The organism is Metabacillus sp. KUDC1714 (assembly GCF_014217835.1).
Taxonomy (GTDB): domain Bacteria; phylum Bacillota; class Bacilli; order Bacillales; family Bacillaceae; genus Metabacillus; species Metabacillus rhizosphaerae.
The window spans coordinates 214,275-233,799 of the sequence record NZ_CP055263.1; the positions used below are offsets into that span (position 1 = coordinate 214,275).

The window sequence follows — 19,525 nt, forward strand, 5'->3', positions numbered from 1 at the left end:
CCCCGTGTTAAAGATATTCGAGATTCATTTAAGATCTCCTTCATCTTTCGACAAAATTTTTTCCATTGTTGTGATAAAATTCAAAGTGTCTTCTTCTGTGAATTTTTTTGGGCCTTTCGAATACTTACCACCACGTCTCTCCATTGCTGATAAATAACGGAATTGTAGGGCAGTATCAATATTAGCTTCTGTATATCGTTTACCCCTAGGAGTAACAACAATAACGTCTTTCCTTAATAAAAGGCCAGCTAACCCAATATCCTGCGAAATGACTAGATCACTTTTTTGCACATGGTTGACTATGTATAAATCAGCCTCTTCCTTACCGGTATCAACAAAGATCCATCTACCACCATACGTTTTGTCTGATGTATGATTATAGGATGCAACGAAGATGACTTCAATGTTGTATTTGCTTGCAATATTCATTATTTCTTGTTTTACAGGGCAAGCATCAGCATCGACATAAATTTTCATTGTTTTTTCGCCATATTTCTCTATTCTACATCACTCCGACAGAATCCTTCTAAAAACTTGCTAGAAACTTAAAATTCGTGATAACCAACCCAATTTCTTTTTGTCGAAAATTATTTCCTAATAAATCTTGACAGTTTACAATTAATAGTTTATTCCTATATGTCAAGTTCTAAACCTAAAAAAAATATTTTTATCACAATTTTTTATTATAATACAAAGTTAGTTAAATATCTATTGTTTTTTTATGTATTGAAGCATAAGTAGTTTGAATAAATAATCCGTTCGATTAATATACAATCTGACTGTTGCTAACCTATAACAAAATACGATTCAAACTCAGTATAAAAGCGAAGAGGCTGACTCATTAACAAAGTGTTTAACACTCCTAAAGTCACCCTCATCCATCTCAAAATGCCCTACCCATTATGTTTATTCATAAAATTCGCTATGATGTTTGCTGTTTCCTCTACTGCTTTATTAGAAACATCGACTACCTGGCAACCAATCTTATCAACTACCTTATCAAAGTATTCTAATTCTTCTTTGATCCGATTAATATTAGCATAAAAAGCTTCGTCATTAAGACCCAATGATTTCAAACGCTCTCTACGAATGTGGTTGAGTTTATCTGGACTAATCCTTAAACCAATACATTTTTGAGCAGAAACCTTATACAGCTCTTCAGGTGGTTCAACCTCTGGAACTATTGGGACATTAGCAACTTTGAAGCGTTTATGTGCAAGATATTGAGAGAGAGGTGTTTTGGATGTTCTAGACACACCTATTAAAACGATATCTGCTTTTAGTATCCCCCTCGGATCTCGACCATCATCATATTTTACCGCAAACTCAATCGCTTCTACCTTCTTGAAGTAATCTTCGTCAAGCTTACGAACTCTACCTGGCTCATATTTTGCTGCAGTTCCATAAGAGTTTTCCATTTTATCAATTAAAGGGCCAATAATATCATAATATATGACACCTTGTTTATTTGCCTCTTCAATTAAAAACTCTCTTAGCTCTGGAATTACGAGAGTAAAGCAAACAATGGCTTGGTCTACCTTCGCTAAAGAAACAACCTCAAGAATTGTTCCTTTGTCTTCTACATATGGTATACGTTTAATTTTCGTATTAGCCGATGCACCATTAAATTGACTCGCAGCTGCTTTTACAACAAGCTCAGCGGTTTCACCTACAGAATCTGATACTACATAAATCATACGGTGTCTCATTTTTTTATCCCCATTTCTATTTACTTAACTAATGTCATCACTCGCAAAATCCACCAGGATTTTTGTCATGTTTGTCTTTGTTATTCTGCCTATTACTTCAAGTCCCATCTCAGTATCCTTAACTACTGGGAGAGCATCTATTTGTTTTTCGATAAGAGCATTTGCTACATCTAATATAAGATCATCCTGCCTACATACAGTAATGTTAGGCATCCTCGTCATAATTATATTAACAGGAATGGATTCAAGCTCCTGCTTGCCTATGCTAGTACGTAATAAATCTTTACGTGAGAGTACACCAACTAAATAAGATTGATTATCAACTACAAATAATGTTCCAACATCTTCTAAGAACATTGTACAAATCGCGTCATATACTGACACATTTACACTTACGACAATTGGAATTGATTGAAAATCCTTCACTTGTAGTTTTTTAAGCTCGTCTGTTAAGCGCTGTGTATCTGTTTTGCCTGTATAATAATAACCAACTCTTGGCCTCGCCTCCAGAAACCCTGCCATTGTTAAAATAGCTAAGTCCGGTCGAAGAGTTGCTCGCGTTAGATGAAGCTGGTCAGCTATTTGTTCTCCTGTAATCGGACCATTCGCCTTAACAATTTCTACAATTTTTTCTTGTCGTTTATTAAGCTCGATTTTACTCACCACCCTGCTTCATCTAGTTTTTATCTATAAAAAATTGCTACCTAACTAAATAGGTTATACTATATAAAATTATTATATACTTTAATATCCTTTTGAAAAGTAATTTGTTTTATCTATTTTGAAAACCATTATATATTGGCAAGTATAAAACGAAAAAATAAAAAGGGCTGACGATACAATTGTCAGACCCTTTTTATAATAAAACGTGGATGAAGCTAGGTATATTAGTATTTCGTCATCCTTGTTAAAATTTAGATAATTAAGATTAAATCTCTTTTCTCTAAAATACGCCCTAACCGAACCACACTATTGAAATAGCGTTCTGATCATTACTTTACAAGGATTACATTCATTTTCGCAAATGATTCGATAAGCTGTGCGAGTTTAACCATTTGAGCTAATCGATTTGTTTTGATGTTTTCGTCCTCAGACATTACCATCGTGTGATCAAAGTAGTCGTTTATAACCACTTTTAACCCTGCAAGAACATTATAAATTTCTTCCTCTTTACCTTCTGCTTTTAATGAATTAATTGCATTTGAAGCATGAACAAATGAATCATAAAGAGATTTTTCATATTCACTATCAAATAATTGTTCATTAATATTCTGTTCTGCACCTTTTTTCGCTATGTTCATAACGCGTGCAAGCGCCTCAATCGTTTCTTTAAATTCTTCCTGCCTTGATCTTAACTCAAGAACCTTTGCTCGTTCAACTAAAGAAGTCACTTCTAAAACTGAGGATTCTAATACAGCATCAACTAAATCATAGCGAATATGATCTTCTGCTAATAAATATTTTAAGCGAAGTCTAAAAAATGATAATAACTCTTGTGCAGCAGCTGCTATAGCTTTATCACCATATAAATCAAGTGCAATTTGGAACAACTCTGGTAATTCGAGCTTCCATTTCTTTGTTAGAAGGATTTGCACGATGCCGCTTGCTTGCCTTCTTAATGCATAAGGGTCTTGTGAACCGGTTGGAATTTTCCCAATTGCAAAAAAACCTACAATTGTATCCAATTTATCCGCTAGTGCAACAACAGCTCCTACTGTTGATTCAGGTGCCGCATCCTCTGCATGGCGAGGCATATAATGTTCATTAATTGCAACAGAAATGGATTCCTTCTCACCACTAAGTCGTGCATATTTTTCACCAATTTTCCCTTGTAACTCAGGAAATTCGTAGACCATATGTGTTACTAAATCAAATTTACAAATGGAAGCAGCTCGTTTAATATCTTGCTTTTCCTCATTGCTTACAAGTAGTTTATCTGCTAATAGGCCAGAGAGTTCAACAACACGTTTAACTTTTTCACCTAATGTGCCTAATTCTTCATGGAATACGATTTTATCTAACTTTTGTACAGCATCTTCAATCTTTAGCTTTTGATCTTCCTTATAAAAGAAATTCGCATCAGAAAGTCTTGCACGAAGAACTTTTTCATTCCCTCTAGCAACATTTTCAAGATGATTATGGTCACCGTTTCGTACTGTTACGAAAAATGGCTGAAGCTCACCTTGTTGATTTCTAACAGGAAAATAACGTTGGTGCTCTTTCATCGTAGTAACCAATACCTCGTCCGGTAAAGATAAATATTCTGTTTCAAATTTCCCAAACAATGCTGTTGGGTATTCAACAAGATTATTTACTTCCTCAAGTAGTTCTTCATCAACTGGAATCACCCAAGTTTGTTCGTTCTCTAGTTCTGAAAGCTGATTGCTAATTGCTTCTTTACGCTTTACTGGATCGACCAATACAAATTGTTCTAATAATGTCGCTTCGTATAATGATGGCGCTACAATCTCAACCTTATTTCCTAAAAACCGATGACCGTAGCTGTATGAGTTCGTTGTTACACCTGAAATTTCAAATGGTATAACATCTTTACCAAATAAAGCAACAATCCATTTTATTGGTCTAATATAGCGCATCTCCTGACTGCCCCATCGCATGTTTTTAGGGAAGGTTAAGCCCGTGATGATTTGACTTATATCTTCTAAAAGCAACTTCGTTTCCTGACCTTTTGTAAATTTTTGAACATGTACATATTCGATACCATTGATTTCTTTGAAATAAATATCGTCTACAGAAGCACCTTGACCTTTTGTAAAACCAATTGCTGCTTTGGACCAATTACCATTCTCATCTAACGCAATTTTTCTCGCAGGACCTTTTGCTTCTACTTCGATATCAGGCTGTTTAACAGCTACATCTTTAACTAATACAGCTAGTCTTCGTGGTGTTGAATAAGACTTAACAGTTCCATAAGAAAGTTTTTTATCTTCAAGCCATTTTGTTACCTTTTCAGTAAACTGATTCATTGCATCTGTTACATAATGTGCAGGTACTTCTTCTAATCCGATTTCAATTAATAGATCTTGCTTATTCATCATGTGCTCCTCCTTCCTTATTCAACATTGGGAAACCAAGTTTCTCTCTTTCATCATAAAAAGTTTTTGCCACTTTCCGCGCTAAATTACGAACACGTCCTATGTAACCTGTTCGCTCAGTAACAGATATAGCCCCTTTTGCGTCAAGTAAGTTAAACGTATGAGAGCATTTTAAAACATAATCATATGCAGGATGGACTAGCCCTTCATCCATTTGACGATTCGCTTCTTTTTCATAAGTTGAAAACAATTGGAACAACATCTCTGTGTCTGATGTTTCAAACGTATACTTCGAATGCTCATATTCGGGCATTAAGAAAATATCACGAACTGTGTATCCATCTGTCCACTCAAGATCAAAAACATTTTCCTTGTCTTGAATATAGGAAGCTAGCCTTTCTATTCCATATGTAATTTCAGCTGAAACTGGTTTACATTCTAAACCACCAACTTGTTGAAAATACGTAAATTGCGTGATTTCCATTCCATCAAGCCATACTTCCCAACCTAAACCAGCACAGCCTAATGAAGGATTTTCCCAGTTATCCTCAACAAATCGGATATCATGTTTTAATGGATCAATACCTAAAGCTCGTAACGAATCTAAATATAACTCTTGAATATTATCTGGTGATGGCTTCATAATGACTTGGAACTGGTGATGCTGATATAGTCTATTTGGGTTTTCACCATATCGTCCATCAGCAGGTCGTCTTGAAGGCTCAACATATGCAACTTTCCATGGTTCTGGACCTATACTACGTAAAAACGTATAAGGGCTCATTGTTCCTGCACCTTTTTCAGTATCATACGCCTGCATTAAAATACAGCCCTGATCTGACCAATGCTTTTGCAGCGTTAAAATCATTTCTTGAATATTCATGTTACCTTACACCTCCATATTTGATAAGGACTAATTGCATTTAATTTCATTGTTTTAGACTGACATCCACAACGATATTTTTGTTCACTTGTGATCTTGAGACCAAGTCAGAGGTAGTCTAGAAGAAATTAAGAAAAAGCCTTGTGAAAACAAACTGGTAAACTAAAACCTCCATAATTTGCATATCATTCATATACTTGCAGAAATACAAAAAGCTCCCGCCACTATGCCAAATCAATGACATAGGGACGAGAGCATACCCGCGGTTCCACCCTAATTGCTTACATAGTCTGCTAATGTAAGCCACTTTAAAAATCTGCTCCAGAATGCCTTTCGTTACGTACCAATCCTTAGCTTTCACCATCCTAAGGTCGCTTATATTGGTTTAACTCGTAAGTACTCTTTTCCTTCTACGCAAAAATGTTAAATTATATTTGCATATTAATCGAAAAATAGACTAATGTCAACACCAGTATACTTTATAGCTTACCTTTTAAAGAATCTAATTGATCTAAGAATCGTTTCGATTTAATCGTTAAACCGGAAAACTCTTGATAATAAGCTTGGATTACATCCTTTAGCTCCTTCTTTGTTTCAGGCTTTACTGATATATTCCCTAAACGATTTAAGTCAAAATAATAAAACAGCCGTAATAATTTAACAGTTATTTGTGATATGGGTAAACGATATGGATCCTTCTCAAAGCATCTATGGCACAAAAAACCACCTTCTCTTATAGAAAAGTGGAATGTACCATCTTTGTTTCCACATAATGCACATCCGTCTAACTGTGGATGAAGACCTAAAACTGTCAACATTTTCATCTCGAAAATATTTAGTAATATATCAGGATCTACTTCATCATCTAAATATTGGAGTGTCTGTTTTAGAAGTTCAAATAAGTATGGATTTCGTTCATGATTTTCAGTGCTTTTATCTAATAGTTCTGCTATGTAAGAAGCATAAGCAGTTAGGAAGATATCCTCTCGAATACCTCTTAGCGAAAGGAGTGTTTCACCCTGCTGAAGACTTCCTAATCCGCTTGTCTTCTGAAATAAAAATGTTCCATACGTGAAAAGTTGGGTAATTGACGTGAGCCGACTATTCGGTTTCTTTGCACCTCTTGCCATAACCCCAACTTTTCCGAGTTCTCGAGTATATATTGTAATAATTTTGTTTGTTTCACCGTAATCCGTTGATCGAATCACAATTCCTTCACATTTTTGAAGCAAAATTTCCCTCACCTTCCAAAGGTTCAGGCAAGATCAGGAAATTGGAAAATCCATTTCAGCTAGTTCATCATCTTGAGAATCGGGTCCGTCATCATTCTCCTTTTCTAATTCTTTAAAAAGAAGATACGTATCAATGCTACCTGTTTGCGAAAAGACCTTCCAGGTAAAATCCAACATAAAAAACCCCACCTTTCAGTTGTTAAGACTAGCAAGCAATATGTCCAATTTCTTTACATTTATCTTGACCTTCTATTCTCCAATTCATGTCAAACAATTTTTGCTAATATTTTTGATGCATACCTCAGTACTATTAAAAAGGAATAACTAATTTTTTATTAAATATTCCACTTCAGTAGCTTAGATCGACATTAATACTCATCATCTCTAAAACCATAATCTCTTAATTGGGAAGCTTTATTACGCCAATCCTTTTGTACTTTAACCCATAGCTCTAAAAAGACTTTAGAACCAAGTAAGGCTTCGATATCAACTCTTGCTCTTTTCCCTACTTCCTTAAGCATGCTACCTTGTTTGCCAATTACAATTCCTTTTTGGGAATCACGTTCAACTATGATCGTTGCTCCCACAAAAATAGCTTGATTATTTTCTCTTCTTTCTAGTGTGTCCATAACAACTGCAACTGAGTGTGGAATTTCCTCCCTCGTTAAGTGTAGGACTTTTTCTCGAATCAATTCTGTTATGATAAAACGCTCAGGATGATCTGTTACTTGATCCTCTGGGTAGTATTGTGGACCTTCTGGTAATAACATTTCAATTTGTTGTAATAATGTATCAATATTATTTCCTTGTAAAGCAGAGATTGGGATAATTTCTTTAAAAGGATATAACTCTTTATATTGCTCGATTAAAGGTAAAAGCTGGTCAGGATGAATTTGGTCAATTTTGTTTATGATCAAGAAAACGGGTGTTTTCGTTTCGTTCAATCGTTCAATGATAAATTCATCGCCACGACCATAGCCTTCCTCTGCATTAATCATAAAAAGAATGAGATCGACTTCTTTTAATGTGTTCTGAGCAACTTTCATCATAAAGTCCCCAAGCTTATGTTTAGGCTTATGGATACCTGGTGTATCTATAAAAATTGTTTGTGAATTGTTCGTCGTATAAACCCCTTGAATTTTATTTCTAGTTGTTTGGGGCTTATCACTCATTATTGCGATTTTTTGACCGATTACTCGGTTAATAAATGTTGATTTACCAACATTTGGTCTTCCAATAATTGAAACAAAACCTGATTTGTATGATTGATTATTATTCATGTAAATCCTCCGCTGAAAAAGCTCCTGGTAGTAATTCTTGTACTGTTAATTCTTCTATATCACCTTGGAGGTTAGTTAAGATTACTTTCATATCCTTTGGACAAAGTTCCGCAATAACTTGACGGCATGCTCCACATGGAGGAACTGGTCGTTTTGTATCTGCAACAACTGCAATTGCAGCGTACTCTTTGTCTCCCTCAGAAAAGGCTTTAAATAATGCTGTACGCTCCGCACAATTTGTCATGCTATATGCAGCATTTTCTATATTGCAGCCTTTATATATTATACCATCTTTTGTTAACAAAGCTGCCCCAACATTAAATTTAGAATAGGGAGTATACGCCATGTCACGTGCTGCTTTCGCTTCATTGATGAGTAGTTCGATGTTCACAAAATTTCTTCCTTTCTAAAGACAGTCAATAACCATCTGCTCTTCTTTATTTTACCTAACTTTCACACAAATTTCACGCCTTCTTCGCTTTTGTAATTTAATTGTAAGAATTTTCGAAATACAATTAAAATAAAATAAAAAGTGAGTTTTATCCTTACAAGTACTTAATTATTTATAGTTCATTTGAACAATTCAAAAGATATATGATTCGAAAGGATGATTATCCCTATTATAACCGAAAGAATCGCATAAACAAAAACAGCTCCAGCTGCCGCATCCTTTGCTGCTTTTGCTAGTGGCTTAAACTCACTTGTGATTAGATCGACAACGTGTTCTAATGCCGTATTTATTAATTCGAGGGCTAACATTCCTCCAATTAAAAATAAAATGACGATCCACTCGAATTTTGTAAAGTGGACGAAATAACCAACAATTAATGTAACGATAGAAATAAATACATGTATTTGAAAATTTCTTTCGGTTTTAAATGTATGAATAATCCCACTCCACGCAAAGCAAAAACTCCTATAAAACCGCTTCCATTCAGAGATCTGAGGATCTTTTAAGTCCATAGCGGTCCAAAATATCCTTTTGTTTTGTAAACATCTCTTTCTCATCTTGATGATTCATATGGTCATATCCTAATAAATGTAGAAAGCCATGAACTGCTAAAAACCCTAGTTCTCTCATGAACGAATGACCATATTCAACCGCTTGTTCCTTTGCGCGAGGAATGGATATAATAATATCACCTAATATTGGGGGTTGCTCTAAACCAACAATTTCAATTTCACCTTCTCCTATTTCCTCTAGAGCAAAGGAAATCACATCTGTAGGTAGATCCTTATCTCGGTATTCGCGATTTACCTCTTGTATACGTTCATTAGTAACGTAGGTCACAGATAGCTCCGCATTCTGTGCTACTGCTTCAACTTCAGCTGCAAATTGTAATAAATCCTCGACTGTTTTTAATTGTTCATCTACTAGTTCATTTGTTTCATCTATACTATCGATGATTAATCTCATGCTTACTTCACCTTCTGCTTTTTTGTTAATTCTGGGTACTCAATTCTTGAATGAAAAATCCCTTTTAATGATTCACAAAATGACTTTGCAATAATGTCTATCTCTTTAAGAGTTAAATCACATTCATCTAATTGGTGGTCTTGTAATCTGTCTGAAATAATGGAACGAACAAGCTTTTCAATCTTATCAGGAGTTGGGTTTGACATTGACCGGACAGCAGCTTCCACACTATCTGCAATCGATATTATGGCAATTTCCTTTGTTTGTGGCTTTGGACCAGGATAACGAAACTCTTCTTCATAGATCGAATCATTTGATTGTTTTGCCTGATGATAAAAGTATTTTAATAGTGATGTACCATGATGTTGTTCAGCTATATCAACAAATTCCTTTGGCATCTTATGCTTTTTAAGCATCTCTACACCATCTGTAACATGTGAAATAATGACATTTTTACTTAGCTGAGCTGAAAGCTTATTATGTGGATTTTCTATATTCATTTGATTTTCTATAAAATACTGTGGTCGCTTCGTTTTTCCAATATCATGATAATAGGCTCCTACTCTTGCTAATAACCCATTTGCCCCAATTGCTTCACATGCAGACTCAGACAAATTTGCAACCATTACACTATGATGATATGTACCTGGAGTTTCTGTTAAAATTTTTCTTAGTAATGGATGATTTGGATTAGATAGTTCAATTAATTTCATCGTAGACAATATTCCAAATCCGGTTTCAAAGAATGGCATAAAACCTATTGTTAATACAGAAGAAACAAGACCTGACGCACAAGCCATAATAAAATATGAACCAATTTCAACATTTGAATAGCTACCATTTCTAATTAGCATAATAGCTGTTATAACAAGGACATTCATTCCAGCTACAAACAAGCCAGCTTGTAAAATTTTAGACCTAAGATTATGTTCTCCTAAAAATAATACTGCCGCAAGGCAACCAAATAAGTAGTATACACCTACTGAAAAATTAAAGCTACCAGTAACACCTTCATTAAAAATCACACTTCCACAAATTGCAAATATCATACATGTCAAGATCGCTAGGCGCTCATTCAGTAAGAGCTTTACAAGCATAGCGCCCATCGCAACAGGCACAAGGTACCCAATATGTGTATAGTCGATTTTTTGAAAGAGACTGACGATCTTCATAAGAAGAATAGTAATTGCAAATATTAAACAATATAAGAGCAGGGAATTGTATTTCTTAGAAATTGGACTATCTTTCTTTTCAAAATAATACACGACACCAATCAGAATTAGCACAATGAATAACCCTAACCCTAAGAATGGTTTAAATGATTGTTGATTATCTAGTAAACCAACTAGTCCAAGTTTTCGATAAACTTCCCGATTAATTAGCTCGTCCTCTTCGACTAGGATTTGGCCTTGTTTAATTTGTGCTACTTTCACATTATCAATTGCTTGCTGTCTTTTCTCCTCAGTCGCATCCTTGTCAAATACAACATTTGGTGTGATTGAAAAACGAGTTAGTTCTGTTGCCGCCTTAAGAACATCTGCTTTTAGGGAGGTATATCCCAATTCTTCAACAGCTTGCTTTTTTGCTTCTGTCAATTGAATGATTGGTATTTCCTTGCTCATGATATTATTTACTGCTGTAACAACCGCATCCTTTGCAAGAACTAACTCATCGTCTGTCGTACTTACTAAGGGCAAAAAGGTTTCCTCAGAGATTTTATCACTTATAGCCGGGGTTAACTTTTCTTGTAAACGTTTCACCTTTTCTTCAGGAGTTAACAAGGTGGATGTAGCGTCTTCCGACTTATTCGCTATTTCTTCTTCTTTACGGACTTCAATAATAGCATCAAAAATCGATGATATGAGATCTACTTGTTTTTCTGTAATCTCCTTTTTTAAGACATATTGGTCTTCTACTGCATCATAAGCCTCTTGCTCTTTTCGCTGAGTCTCAACCTTGTCTTCAACGGTTGTAGGTGCATAGATTGTTTGATCAGACACAGTAAAAAGCTCAACATCTAATGTTTCAGGCTTAACATTACTATAAAGTGCTACAAACAATATTACCGCTAAAATCGCATATAAAAAAACATGTTGAAACTTATTATTTTTAAGTTTTTCAATTAATGGGTTTGGGTTTGGGTTTGGTTTTAGTTTATCTTTATTAATTTTTTTCTTCACAAGAGGCACCACCTTTTCAACGAATTAATTTTCATTCGTTAATTCGTTCACTTCTTCCATTATTTCCTTTTATCGAAAAATGTTCAACCATTATGACAAAATACGACAAAAAAATCAACAAAAACATTCCTACACAATAAAAGGTCTAAAAAGAAAGTGACCCGACTTCGGGTGCTCGGGTCACTTATCCTTCTTTGGAGTTTTCGTAAGCTGAAATAATTTTTGCAACAAGCGGATGTCTAACAACATCAGATTGCTCTAACTCAACAAATGAAATACCTTGTACATTTACAAGAGTATCCTTCGCTACAGTTAATCCAGATTTTACACCTTTCGGTAAGTCAACTTGTGTAATATCACCAGTAATGACCATTTTAGATCCAAAACCTAATCGAGTAAGAAACATTTTCATTTGGGCTGGAGTGGTATTTTGAGCTTCGTCCAAAATAACGAATGCATCATCTAATGTTCTACCCCTCATATAAGCTAAAGGCGCTATTTCAATTGTTCCTCGCTCAATAAGTCTTCCAGTATGCTCCATTCCCAAAACATCATGTAATGCATCATATAAAGGTCTTAAGTATGGATCTACCTTCTCTTTTAGATCACCTGGTAAAAAACCTAAGCTTTCTCCAGCTTCAACAGCAGGTCTTGTTAATATAATCCGTTTTAAACTACCGTTTTTTAAAGCATTTACAGCCATGACAACAGCTAAATACGTCTTACCAGTACCAGCAGGACCTATTCCAAAAACTAAGTCCTTGTTTTGAATAGCTGCTATATAATGACGTTGACCTAAGGTTTTAACTCGTATTGATTTCCCTTTGGCTGTTTTAGCTATTTCCTGAACATACAGGTTCTCAAATTGATCTAATTTCTGTTCCCTTGCCATACTTATGGCATAAATCACATCTCGCTCACTAATGTTGATTCCTTTGCGGATAATAAGGAGCAGGGATTTAAGCAGTTCTTCAACAAGATTAACGTGTTCAGAGTCTCCAGATACAAAGACTGCTTCACCTCGCGTTACAATTGAAACCTTTAGTTCTTCTTCCATTCGTTTTAAATGAACATCATTGTTACCGAATAAAGCAATTGCTTCATTTGGATTTTCTAATTGTTGACTCATTGTCACTAATTCTTCTGGCATTCTTTAGTCTCCCTGAACAATTGGTGTGGTTCTCACTATATTTTCTATCACCTGGTAAAGAACGGTTAATTTTACTTTACCATTCTCATTCGTCTCGTGCAAAACTTTTTCTCCAATTACTTTTTCTTCTTCATCAAGTTTATCCTCAATATCTTTACGACCTCGATCTAAAGCAGCTTCCCTAGCTTGTTTTACCGTGTAATCCCGACTAACTTGTTCTTTTTCTCTATATGTCTCATTGACGTATGCAACCGGCAATGTGAAATTTAAAAATTTAACATATCTAACATCATCTTCTACTTCAAAATTTTTAAACTCAGGATCTTTAAATCCCCATATTGGAAGCTTAAAGGATCCGAATTGAAGATAATGCTTAACCTTATCATCTCCAGTTAAAACATGAAAAGTCGTCTTTAATGGAATTAAAATTGTTGATTTATACCAAGTTTCCCCGAAAATTTCAGCTTTAGCCGCTACTTTTTTCTGTTCATCTTCCTTCCCGATCAGCCCTGAAACTAATATTTGTCCTTTTTTTACATGCTCATGTAAAGTTGTAAGTGGTTGGCCTTGCTCTACAAACATTTTAGAAATAACTGCTTCTTTTTCAGCAATTATATGACGAGGACTTACAAGTTTTTCTTCTTCTGGTTGATTTTTTTCTACAACCTTTAAATGATAGGTTGTACCAGTTAATTCCACACCAACCCATGTAATCTGCTGAATATTATCTGTTAAGGATTTTTGAATATCATCGGGATTTTCTACAAAGAATTGGAACTTTCCAGTTTTAACCCCAATTCGAGAAAGCTCCTTTTTTATTAAATGCTCCGTTTCAGGTGAAGCACCCTCGACTTTTATTCCCCATATCATATTCGACAAAGCAAAAATCACTAATAAAAAAGCAAGTATTCCCATGACAAATCCGCTATTCCTCCATGATTTTTTTACAAAAAAGGGAAAACCTAACCTTTTCTCAAAGCGACATTTGCATTCATTTTTCCTTACTACTCTTCGCAAGGCATGTACATCTTTAAGGCGAATAAAGAAATCCATCCCATCCTTTTGGCTTCTTCTAACATTCCAAATTACAATATCTTCACGTATACAATCATTCAAAAAGCGCTCTGTACCTCGACCCACGATACTTACTTTTACAACTCCAAATAACAAACTCGTCCATTGGTTTTTCATCATTATCCTCCTAAACCCTGCAAAATAGTGGTTTGTGTAGTTACCTGCTAAACATTACTATATAACGTTTTATAAACTTGCCTGCTGTGGTTATTTATAAAAAACGGATGATTAACTCACAGCAGACTATTTGAGTTTTTTACTCACTAAGATTTCGCTGCTAGAACAATATTCTTGGATGTTCCTTTTATTAGGTTGGTTATTACCGATGAAAGTTCCAGGATCCTCCTTAAGTTGCATCCAGATATAGAACCTGATTTATTTTACCTTCGAGTAGAATTTCTTCCGGTAGAATCGTCTTTATGACAAAAGCTTCGCCTTTGATTAAAAGTTGTCCTTGCTTTAATAGAAGGCGAAGCTCTGTATCAGTAAAAGTAAGGAGCCCTCGATGATTTTCTATGTAAATATGGAGCTGGCCAACCATCGTAATTCTAGGAAGATCCATCATGACATCGGGCGGTAGTTCAATTGTATTTGTAATCCATCTAGTTAGTTGCTGTCGCCATTTTTTTGCCATAAAAAAAGACCCCCTTTCATCTCATATGTATGAGAGAAAACGGAGTCTTATAACACGATTATTGTTAGAAGTTATGAATGTCTTTTGTTTCTCGTATAATGTGGGTTTTTAGACCTCGGTGCACCTAAAATTTCGCCCCAAATTACACCTTGTACTGCTTTCTGTTGATCAATAATTAGGTTATTTTGTTTTATATTTCGATTTACTTTAGGAAATTGCTCTCTTGGTACAACTTTCCTCTTATTTGGTTGTTCTTTTACAATCCTAGTTTTTTCTGTAGCTTGATTTTTCATGCTTTCATACGCCTGTTGTACTGTTTGAAGAGCAGGTTTCGCTTCATTTCGAGGCTTTCGCTCAACAGTAGTCATCACCGGCTTAGGGTTCGTTCTTGAGTTTTGCCTTGGATTTGGTCTTGGATTTGGACGATTCTCACGTTGATTATGTTGTTTTTTTGGTGTTTCTTCATCTTTTTTATTAGATGTGAAGAATCTAGAAAACAACCACACAAGAGCCCCCCAGACAAGTGGATTTGTTAATAATTCTGTAAGCTCCATAAGTCACTCCCTCCTTTAAATGAAGGAAAAGGATGGGAAGCAAGGCCTAGTGCATATAGGTAGCTTAGCTTCACCATCCACCACCTTATTTAAGATGGTACAATCTACCGATCAATATTGGTCATTATCATTTTGATCTTGATTTGTTTTACCAATTGAGTCTCTCATGTCTGTATCAGCAGAGATATTTTTAATATTCATATAATCCATCACACCTATGTTACCAGAGCGAAGTGCCTCAGCCATAGCCAGTGGAACTGTTGCTTCGCTTTCTACAACTTTAGCTTTCATTTCTTGTACACGCGCAAGCATTTCTTGTTCTTGAGCAACAGCCATCGCTCTTCTTTCTTCTGCTTTGGCTTGAGCAATTTTCTTATCTGCTTCTGCTTGCTCTGTTTGTAATTCAGCTCCAATGTTTTTACCGATATCAACATCCGCGATATCAATCGAGAGAATTTCAAAGGCAGTACCGGAATCTAAGCCTTTTCCTAAAACTGTTTGAGAAATCATATCAGGATTTTCTAATACCTTTTTATGATCCTTTTGGGAACCAATTGTACTTACAATCCCTTCGCCAACACGAGCTATAATAGTATCCTCGCCTGCTCCCCCGACTAAACGATCGATGTTCGCTCGGACAGTTATTCTTGCTTTTGCTTTTACTTCAATTCCATCCATCGCTACACCTGAAATAAAAGGAGTTTCAATAACTTTTGGATTAACACTCATTTGTACAGCTTCTAGAACGTCACGACCAGCTAGATCGATTGCTGCAGCACGTTCAAAGGTTAATTCAATATTTGCACGTTCCGCTGCAATTAGCGCATTTACAACACGGTCTACATTACCACCTGCTAAATAATGACTTTCAAGCTGATTTGTTGTAATACCAAGTCCAGCTTTATGTGCCTTAATTAATGGATTAACAACCCTACTTGGAATAACACGACGTAGCCTCATTCCGATTAACGTAAAGATGCTAATTTTAACCCCTGCTGCAAGAGCTGAAATCCAAAGTGCAATTGGTACAAATGTAAAAAAGATACCTAAAAAGATAAAGCCTAGTATAACGAGTCCAATTATTAATATTGCTGATGCTTCCATTGTTTTCCTCCTAATGTATAATGTATCAAAATCAAGCATTCCTAGCAGTCAGATGACTATTTCAAAGTAACTACTATTAAACGCTTAATAAAGTAACAAGCCTAGATCTTTATTAATTCAGCTCTCTAACAACAATTCTCGAGCCTTCCACCTTTACAACTTTTACCCTTTGGCCTTGAGAGATAAAGCTACCTTCTGTCACAACATCTAACCGTTCGTCTGCAATTATTGCTGTTCCTGAAGGTCGTAATGTCGTAAATGCAACTCCTTCAAGACCAAGTAATTCAGCTCTTGATTTATTTGACACGTAACCACTCTCGGTATTTGTTGAGTCACGCAATATTAGCTTTTTAAAAATATTCATACGTTTTCCAAACACCTTTACTAGTAGAATAGATACTATAATTGATGCAACCAGGGCAGTTAATAAGGAAATCGTCATATGGACAAAATCACCTGAAGCTAAGTATAAACTTGTAATCATACTTGCAAAGCCCAACGCTCCCATTATACCACCTGGTACAAAGAATTCAGCGATTACCAATATAATTCCTAAAACAAATAATATTATTGATTCCATCCCAGCTAGACCAGCAACTAAGTGACCATAAAAAAATAAAAAAAGTGAAGTTAATCCCATGAATCCCGCAACACCAAATCCTGGAGAATAAAGTTCAACAACTAAACCAATACTACCTATCGACAGAAGAATAGGAACAACAACAGGATGTGTGATAAATCTTGCCACTTTCTCTGCAAAACTTTCTTCTGCCTCGATTATGGAAGCACCTGTTAAATTTAATTGTTTTAATAAGTCTTTGCGATTTTCAGCAGTTCCTTCTGAATATCCAACTTCAAATGCTTGCTTTGTCTCAAGTGTTAATAAATCTCCTTTACCTGCTCCATATTCAGGAATATCAACATCCTTATCTGCCATTGCCAACGCATATTTTGGATCACGTCCATTCCGTTCTGCTGATTCTTTCAATTCTGACAGCCATAATGATTGCGACTTATCATCTGCAGCATTACCATCCCCTGTAATGATTGCAGCAGACCCCATCTGACTACCTGGAGCCATATATATTTGGTCCGCATTCAACGCAATATAAGCTCCTGCTGAAATAGCTCTTCTATTAATATAAGCAGTAATCGGGATTTCACTTGAACGGAGTGTATCAGCTATCTCCATAGCTCCATCAACAGCACCACCCAATGTGTCTATTTCAAGAATGATGTGGTCAGCCTCCTGAGATTTCGCTTCTGAAATTGTTCGCTTAATATATTGCGAGAGACCTTTCTCGACTGTTTCCTCAAGAGGTATGATAAATACTTTTTGATTAGAATCTGCTTTGAGCTCATTACTAAAACCATTAAACAAAGCCAAAATAAAAGCTACGACAATCATTAACTGGTAAAAACGCTTTCTCATTTGTCTAAAAACCTCCTCTCTATAACGCCCTATTCTTAATACGTTTTTAGTTAGTATTTGGTTTCATTTATTAATAAAAATTTATTACTTAAATTAGATTCTTATGTAAATAGTATTTTCTCTTTTTTATGATTAACACTTTTATCTTCTTACACACTAAAAGACACCTTGCAAGGCAAGGTGTCTTAAAATTTATGATAGCTGTTGTTGCACAAGCTTATTAACAAGACTTCCGTCTGCTTTTCCTTTAACTTTGGGCATGAGTGCTCCCATTACTTTCCCCATATCCGCTTTAGAAGATGCATTCACTTCTGAAATTGTTTGTTTAACGATTTCAGAAACCTCTTCTTCGGAAAGCTGCTCAGGCATATAATCGACTAATACATCGATTTCCGCTTGTGTTTTTTCAACTAAGTCCAAACGATCAGCATTTTTAAATTCCTGGAGGGAGTCTTTACGTTGCTTTAATTCGCGAGAAAGAACTGTCAAGTCTTCTTCTTCAGACAACTCATTTTTGCCAAGTTTAATCGCTTCATTTTGCAAAGCAGCCTTGACCATTCGAATGACAATTAACTTGTCTTTTTCTTTGTTTTTCATCGCTTGTTTCATATCTTGATTCAATTGCTCAAGAAGACTCATAAGTACACCCTCTTTTAGAATTTGCGCTTTCTAGCTGCTTCAGACTTTTTCTTACGCTTTACGCTAGGCTTTTCATAGAATTCGCGCTTTCTAGCTTCTTGTATTGTACCACTTTTAGATACAGTACGTTTGAAACGACGAAGAGCATCTTCAAGCGACTCGTTTTTACGAACGACCGTTTTTGACATTCTCTTTCCCTCCCTCCGAATACAACCAATCGACATCTTTAAATAAAACATGTCTACTAGAAAAACATGGCTTATCGCAATGTTGCGAATGCCTTAGTTATTTCCTATACTATCATCCTTAAAATGTGAATTTGGATAGTATAACAAAACATGTACTTTGCAATTATAATATAACGAATAATGCAGGTCAACTCATATAGTAAAAAGTTCCGTGTATAAATTGTTGTTTGAATTATTCGATTATTATATGCTTGCTTTTATTTGCTGATTGCACAAATGATCAATAAGTGAAAAATTGATTTAAATAACAAAATTAATAATCAGAATTTGATGACTCACCTTTAACGATTGAGACGCCAGAGCTTGCTCCAATACGAGTTGCTCCCGCCTTCACCAGCTCTTCGGCACCTTCTGTGTCTCGGACTCCACCAGATGCTTTTACACCAATCTCAGGCCCTACTGTTTTTCTCATAAGTTCTATATCCTCAACGGTTGCTCCACCGCTTGAAAAACCAGTAGATGTTTTTACATAATCAGCTCCAGCGCGCACAGCAATCTCACAAGCTCTAACCTTCTCTTCTTCTGTTAAAAGACTTGTCTCAATAATCACCTTTGATAAGGCTTTACCCTTTGCAGCGCTTGCAACAGCTCTGATGTCGCGTTCTACAAGCTCATCATTTTTGTCCTTAAGAGCTCCGATATTAATAACCATATCAACTTCAGTTGCACCTTTTTCAATGGCATCTTTTGTTTCAAATGCCTTTGTTTCTGGTGTATTTGCTCCTAATGGAAAACCAATAACGGTACAAACCTTTACATCTGACCCTTTTAACAACTGGGCTGCTGTTTCTACCCAGGTTGGGTTTACACATACAGAGGCAAACTTGTATTCACTGGCTTCTTTGCAAAGCTTTTCGATCGTATCCTTAGTTGTATCCGCCTTAAGGGCAGTATGATCAATCATTTTTGCTATATTTGACATTATGTATCGTC

General features: G+C 35.6%; 21 protein-coding genes and 1 other annotated feature. All 21 genes read right to left on the minus strand.

Going from position 1 to position 19,525, the window contains the following annotated elements; genetic code table 11:
* Nucleotides 1–24: 24 nt before the first annotated feature.
* Nucleotides 25–477: a YaiI/YqxD family protein gene (locus HUW50_RS01095; RefSeq protein ID WP_066334737.1), complete on the minus strand. Its 453-nt coding sequence runs from the start codon at nt 475–477 to the stop codon at nt 25–27.
* Between the two features lie 416 nt (nt 478–893).
* Complete coding sequence (locus HUW50_RS01100; RefSeq protein ID WP_066334734.1) at nt 894–1,709, minus strand: pyruvate, water dikinase regulatory protein; 816 nt, start codon at nt 1,707–1,709, stop codon at nt 894–896.
* Between the two features lie 24 nt (nt 1,710–1,733).
* Nucleotides 1,734–2,372, minus strand: coding sequence for a transcriptional regulator CcpN (locus tag HUW50_RS01105; protein WP_066335483.1), 639 nt, complete (start codon nt 2,370–2,372; stop codon nt 1,734–1,736).
* 329 nt (nt 2,373–2,701) lie between these two features.
* Nucleotides 2,702–4,765, minus strand: coding sequence for a glycine--tRNA ligase subunit beta (gene glyS / locus HUW50_RS01110; RefSeq protein ID WP_185654027.1), 2,064 nt, complete (start codon nt 4,763–4,765; stop codon nt 2,702–2,704).
* Nucleotides 4,758–5,648 carry a glycine--tRNA ligase subunit alpha gene (gene glyQ, locus HUW50_RS01115; protein WP_066334729.1) on the minus strand — a complete coding sequence of 297 codons (891 nt, stop codon included), beginning with the start codon at nt 5,646–5,648 and terminating at the stop codon, nt 4,758–4,760. Before glyQ ends, glyS begins: the two co-directional genes overlap by 8 nt.
* 241 nt (nt 5,649–5,889) lie before the next feature.
* Nucleotides 5,890–6,070 (minus strand) — a binding site (T-box leader).
* Nucleotides 6,071–6,127: 57 nt separating this feature from the next.
* Complete coding sequence (gene recO, locus HUW50_RS01120) at nt 6,128–6,880, minus strand: DNA repair protein RecO (RefSeq protein WP_066334720.1); 753 nt, start codon at nt 6,878–6,880, stop codon at nt 6,128–6,130.
* A gap of 33 nt (nt 6,881–6,913) precedes the next feature.
* Complete coding sequence (locus HUW50_RS01125; RefSeq protein ID WP_066334717.1) at nt 6,914–7,057, minus strand: YqzL family protein; 144 nt, start codon at nt 7,055–7,057, stop codon at nt 6,914–6,916.
* A gap of 191 nt (nt 7,058–7,248) precedes the next feature.
* Nucleotides 7,249–8,160: a GTPase Era gene (era, locus tag HUW50_RS01130; RefSeq protein WP_066334715.1), complete on the minus strand. Its 912-nt coding sequence runs from the start codon at nt 8,158–8,160 to the stop codon at nt 7,249–7,251.
* Nucleotides 8,153–8,551: a cytidine deaminase gene (locus tag HUW50_RS01135; protein WP_066334712.1), complete on the minus strand. Its 399-nt coding sequence runs from the start codon at nt 8,549–8,551 to the stop codon at nt 8,153–8,155. Before HUW50_RS01135 ends, era begins: the two co-directional genes overlap by 8 nt.
* Before the next feature lie 179 nt (nt 8,552–8,730).
* Nucleotides 8,731–9,123, minus strand: a complete 393-nt coding sequence (locus HUW50_RS01140) for a diacylglycerol kinase family protein (protein ID WP_185653635.1) — start codon at nt 9,121–9,123, stop codon at nt 8,731–8,733.
* Nucleotides 9,095–9,577: an rRNA maturation RNase YbeY gene (gene ybeY, locus HUW50_RS01145; protein ID WP_066334705.1), complete on the minus strand. Its 483-nt coding sequence runs from the start codon at nt 9,575–9,577 to the stop codon at nt 9,095–9,097. Before ybeY ends, HUW50_RS01140 begins: the two co-directional genes overlap by 29 nt.
* Nucleotides 9,578–9,579: 2 nt before the next feature.
* Entirely contained in the window at nt 9,580–11,700 is a 2,121-nt protein-coding gene (locus HUW50_RS01150; RefSeq protein ID WP_185654028.1) for an HD family phosphohydrolase, read from the minus strand.
* A 241-nt stretch (nt 11,701–11,941) separates the two neighbouring features.
* Nucleotides 11,942–12,907, minus strand: a complete 966-nt coding sequence (locus tag HUW50_RS01155) for a PhoH family protein (protein ID WP_066334699.1) — start codon at nt 12,905–12,907, stop codon at nt 11,942–11,944.
* 3 nt (nt 12,908–12,910) lie between these two features.
* Complete coding sequence (yqfD, locus tag HUW50_RS01160) at nt 12,911–14,101, minus strand: sporulation protein YqfD (RefSeq protein WP_396652572.1); 1,191 nt, start codon at nt 14,099–14,101, stop codon at nt 12,911–12,913.
* A 226-nt stretch (nt 14,102–14,327) separates the two neighbouring features.
* Complete coding sequence (gene yqfC / locus HUW50_RS01165) at nt 14,328–14,615, minus strand: sporulation protein YqfC (RefSeq protein WP_066334695.1); 288 nt, start codon at nt 14,613–14,615, stop codon at nt 14,328–14,330.
* Between the two features lie 71 nt (nt 14,616–14,686).
* Nucleotides 14,687–15,169 (minus strand): hypothetical protein, encoded by a 483-nt coding sequence (locus HUW50_RS01170; RefSeq protein ID WP_066334680.1) that lies wholly within the window; start codon nt 15,167–15,169, stop codon nt 14,687–14,689.
* 111 nt (nt 15,170–15,280) lie between these two features.
* Nucleotides 15,281–16,273 carry a flotillin-like protein FloA gene (gene floA / locus HUW50_RS01175; protein WP_066334674.1) on the minus strand — a complete coding sequence of 331 codons (993 nt, stop codon included), beginning with the start codon at nt 16,271–16,273 and terminating at the stop codon, nt 15,281–15,283.
* A gap of 112 nt (nt 16,274–16,385) precedes the next feature.
* Nucleotides 16,386–17,705 (minus strand): NfeD family protein, encoded by a 1,320-nt coding sequence (locus tag HUW50_RS01180; RefSeq protein ID WP_066334671.1) that lies wholly within the window; start codon nt 17,703–17,705, stop codon nt 16,386–16,388.
* A gap of 192 nt (nt 17,706–17,897) precedes the next feature.
* Nucleotides 17,898–18,344, minus strand: a complete 447-nt coding sequence (locus tag HUW50_RS01185; RefSeq protein ID WP_066334668.1) for a GatB/YqeY domain-containing protein — start codon at nt 18,342–18,344, stop codon at nt 17,898–17,900.
* Between the two features lie 14 nt (nt 18,345–18,358).
* A complete protein-coding gene (gene rpsU, locus HUW50_RS01190; RefSeq protein ID WP_015595024.1) occupies nt 18,359–18,532 on the minus strand; it encodes a 30S ribosomal protein S21 in 174 nt (57 codons plus the stop codon).
* A 313-nt stretch (nt 18,533–18,845) separates the two neighbouring features.
* Nucleotides 18,846–19,514: a deoxyribose-phosphate aldolase gene (gene deoC / locus HUW50_RS01195; protein ID WP_185653636.1), complete on the minus strand. Its 669-nt coding sequence runs from the start codon at nt 19,512–19,514 to the stop codon at nt 18,846–18,848.
* Between the last annotated feature and the right edge of the window lie 11 nt (nt 19,515–19,525).

Bases quoted from the DNA above. Each gene is read 5' to 3' on its own strand.
- era (WP_066334715.1), bottom strand. From the start codon at position 8,160: ATGAATAATAATCAATCATACAAATCAGGTTTTGTTTCAATTATTGGA.
- floA (WP_066334674.1), bottom strand. From the start codon at position 16,273: ATGGAAGCATCAGCAATATTAATAATTGGACTCGTTATACTAGGCTTT.
- HUW50_RS01100 (WP_066334734.1), bottom strand. From the start codon at position 1,709: ATGAGACACCGTATGATTTATGTAGTATCAGATTCTGTAGGTGAAACC.
- yqfD (WP_396652572.1), bottom strand. From the start codon at position 14,101: ATGATGAAAAACCAATGGACGAGTTTGTTATTTGGAGTTGTAAAAGTA.
- glyQ (WP_066334729.1), bottom strand. From the start codon at position 5,648: ATGAATATTCAAGAAATGATTTTAACGCTGCAAAAGCATTGGTCAGAT.
- HUW50_RS01140 (WP_185653635.1), bottom strand. From the start codon at position 9,123: ATGGACTTAAAAGATCCTCAGATCTCTGAATGGAAGCGGTTTTATAGG.
- HUW50_RS01125 (WP_066334717.1), bottom strand. From the start codon at position 7,057: ATGTTGGATTTTACCTGGAAGGTCTTTTCGCAAACAGGTAGCATTGAT.
- HUW50_RS01170 (WP_066334680.1), bottom strand. From the start codon at position 15,169: ATGGAGCTTACAGAATTATTAACAAATCCACTTGTCTGGGGGGCTCTT.
- yqfC (WP_066334695.1), bottom strand. From the start codon at position 14,615: ATGGCAAAAAAATGGCGACAGCAACTAACTAGATGGATTACAAATACA.
- HUW50_RS01180 (WP_066334671.1), bottom strand. From the start codon at position 17,705: ATGAGAAAGCGTTTTTACCAGTTAATGATTGTCGTAGCTTTTATTTTG.
- rpsU (WP_015595024.1), bottom strand. From the start codon at position 18,532: ATGTCAAAAACGGTCGTTCGTAAAAACGAGTCGCTTGAAGATGCTCTT.
- HUW50_RS01095 (WP_066334737.1), bottom strand. From the start codon at position 477: ATGAAAATTTATGTCGATGCTGATGCTTGCCCTGTAAAACAAGAAATA.
- HUW50_RS01155 (WP_066334699.1), bottom strand. From the start codon at position 12,907: ATGCCAGAAGAATTAGTGACAATGAGTCAACAATTAGAAAATCCAAAT.
- glyS (WP_185654027.1), bottom strand. From the start codon at position 4,765: ATGAATAAGCAAGATCTATTAATTGAAATCGGATTAGAAGAAGTACCT.
- deoC (WP_185653636.1), bottom strand. From the start codon at position 19,514: ATGTCAAATATAGCAAAAATGATTGATCATACTGCCCTTAAGGCGGAT.
- ybeY (WP_066334705.1), bottom strand. From the start codon at position 9,577: ATGAGATTAATCATCGATAGTATAGATGAAACAAATGAACTAGTAGAT.
- HUW50_RS01185 (WP_066334668.1), bottom strand. From the start codon at position 18,344: ATGAGTCTTCTTGAGCAATTGAATCAAGATATGAAACAAGCGATGAAA.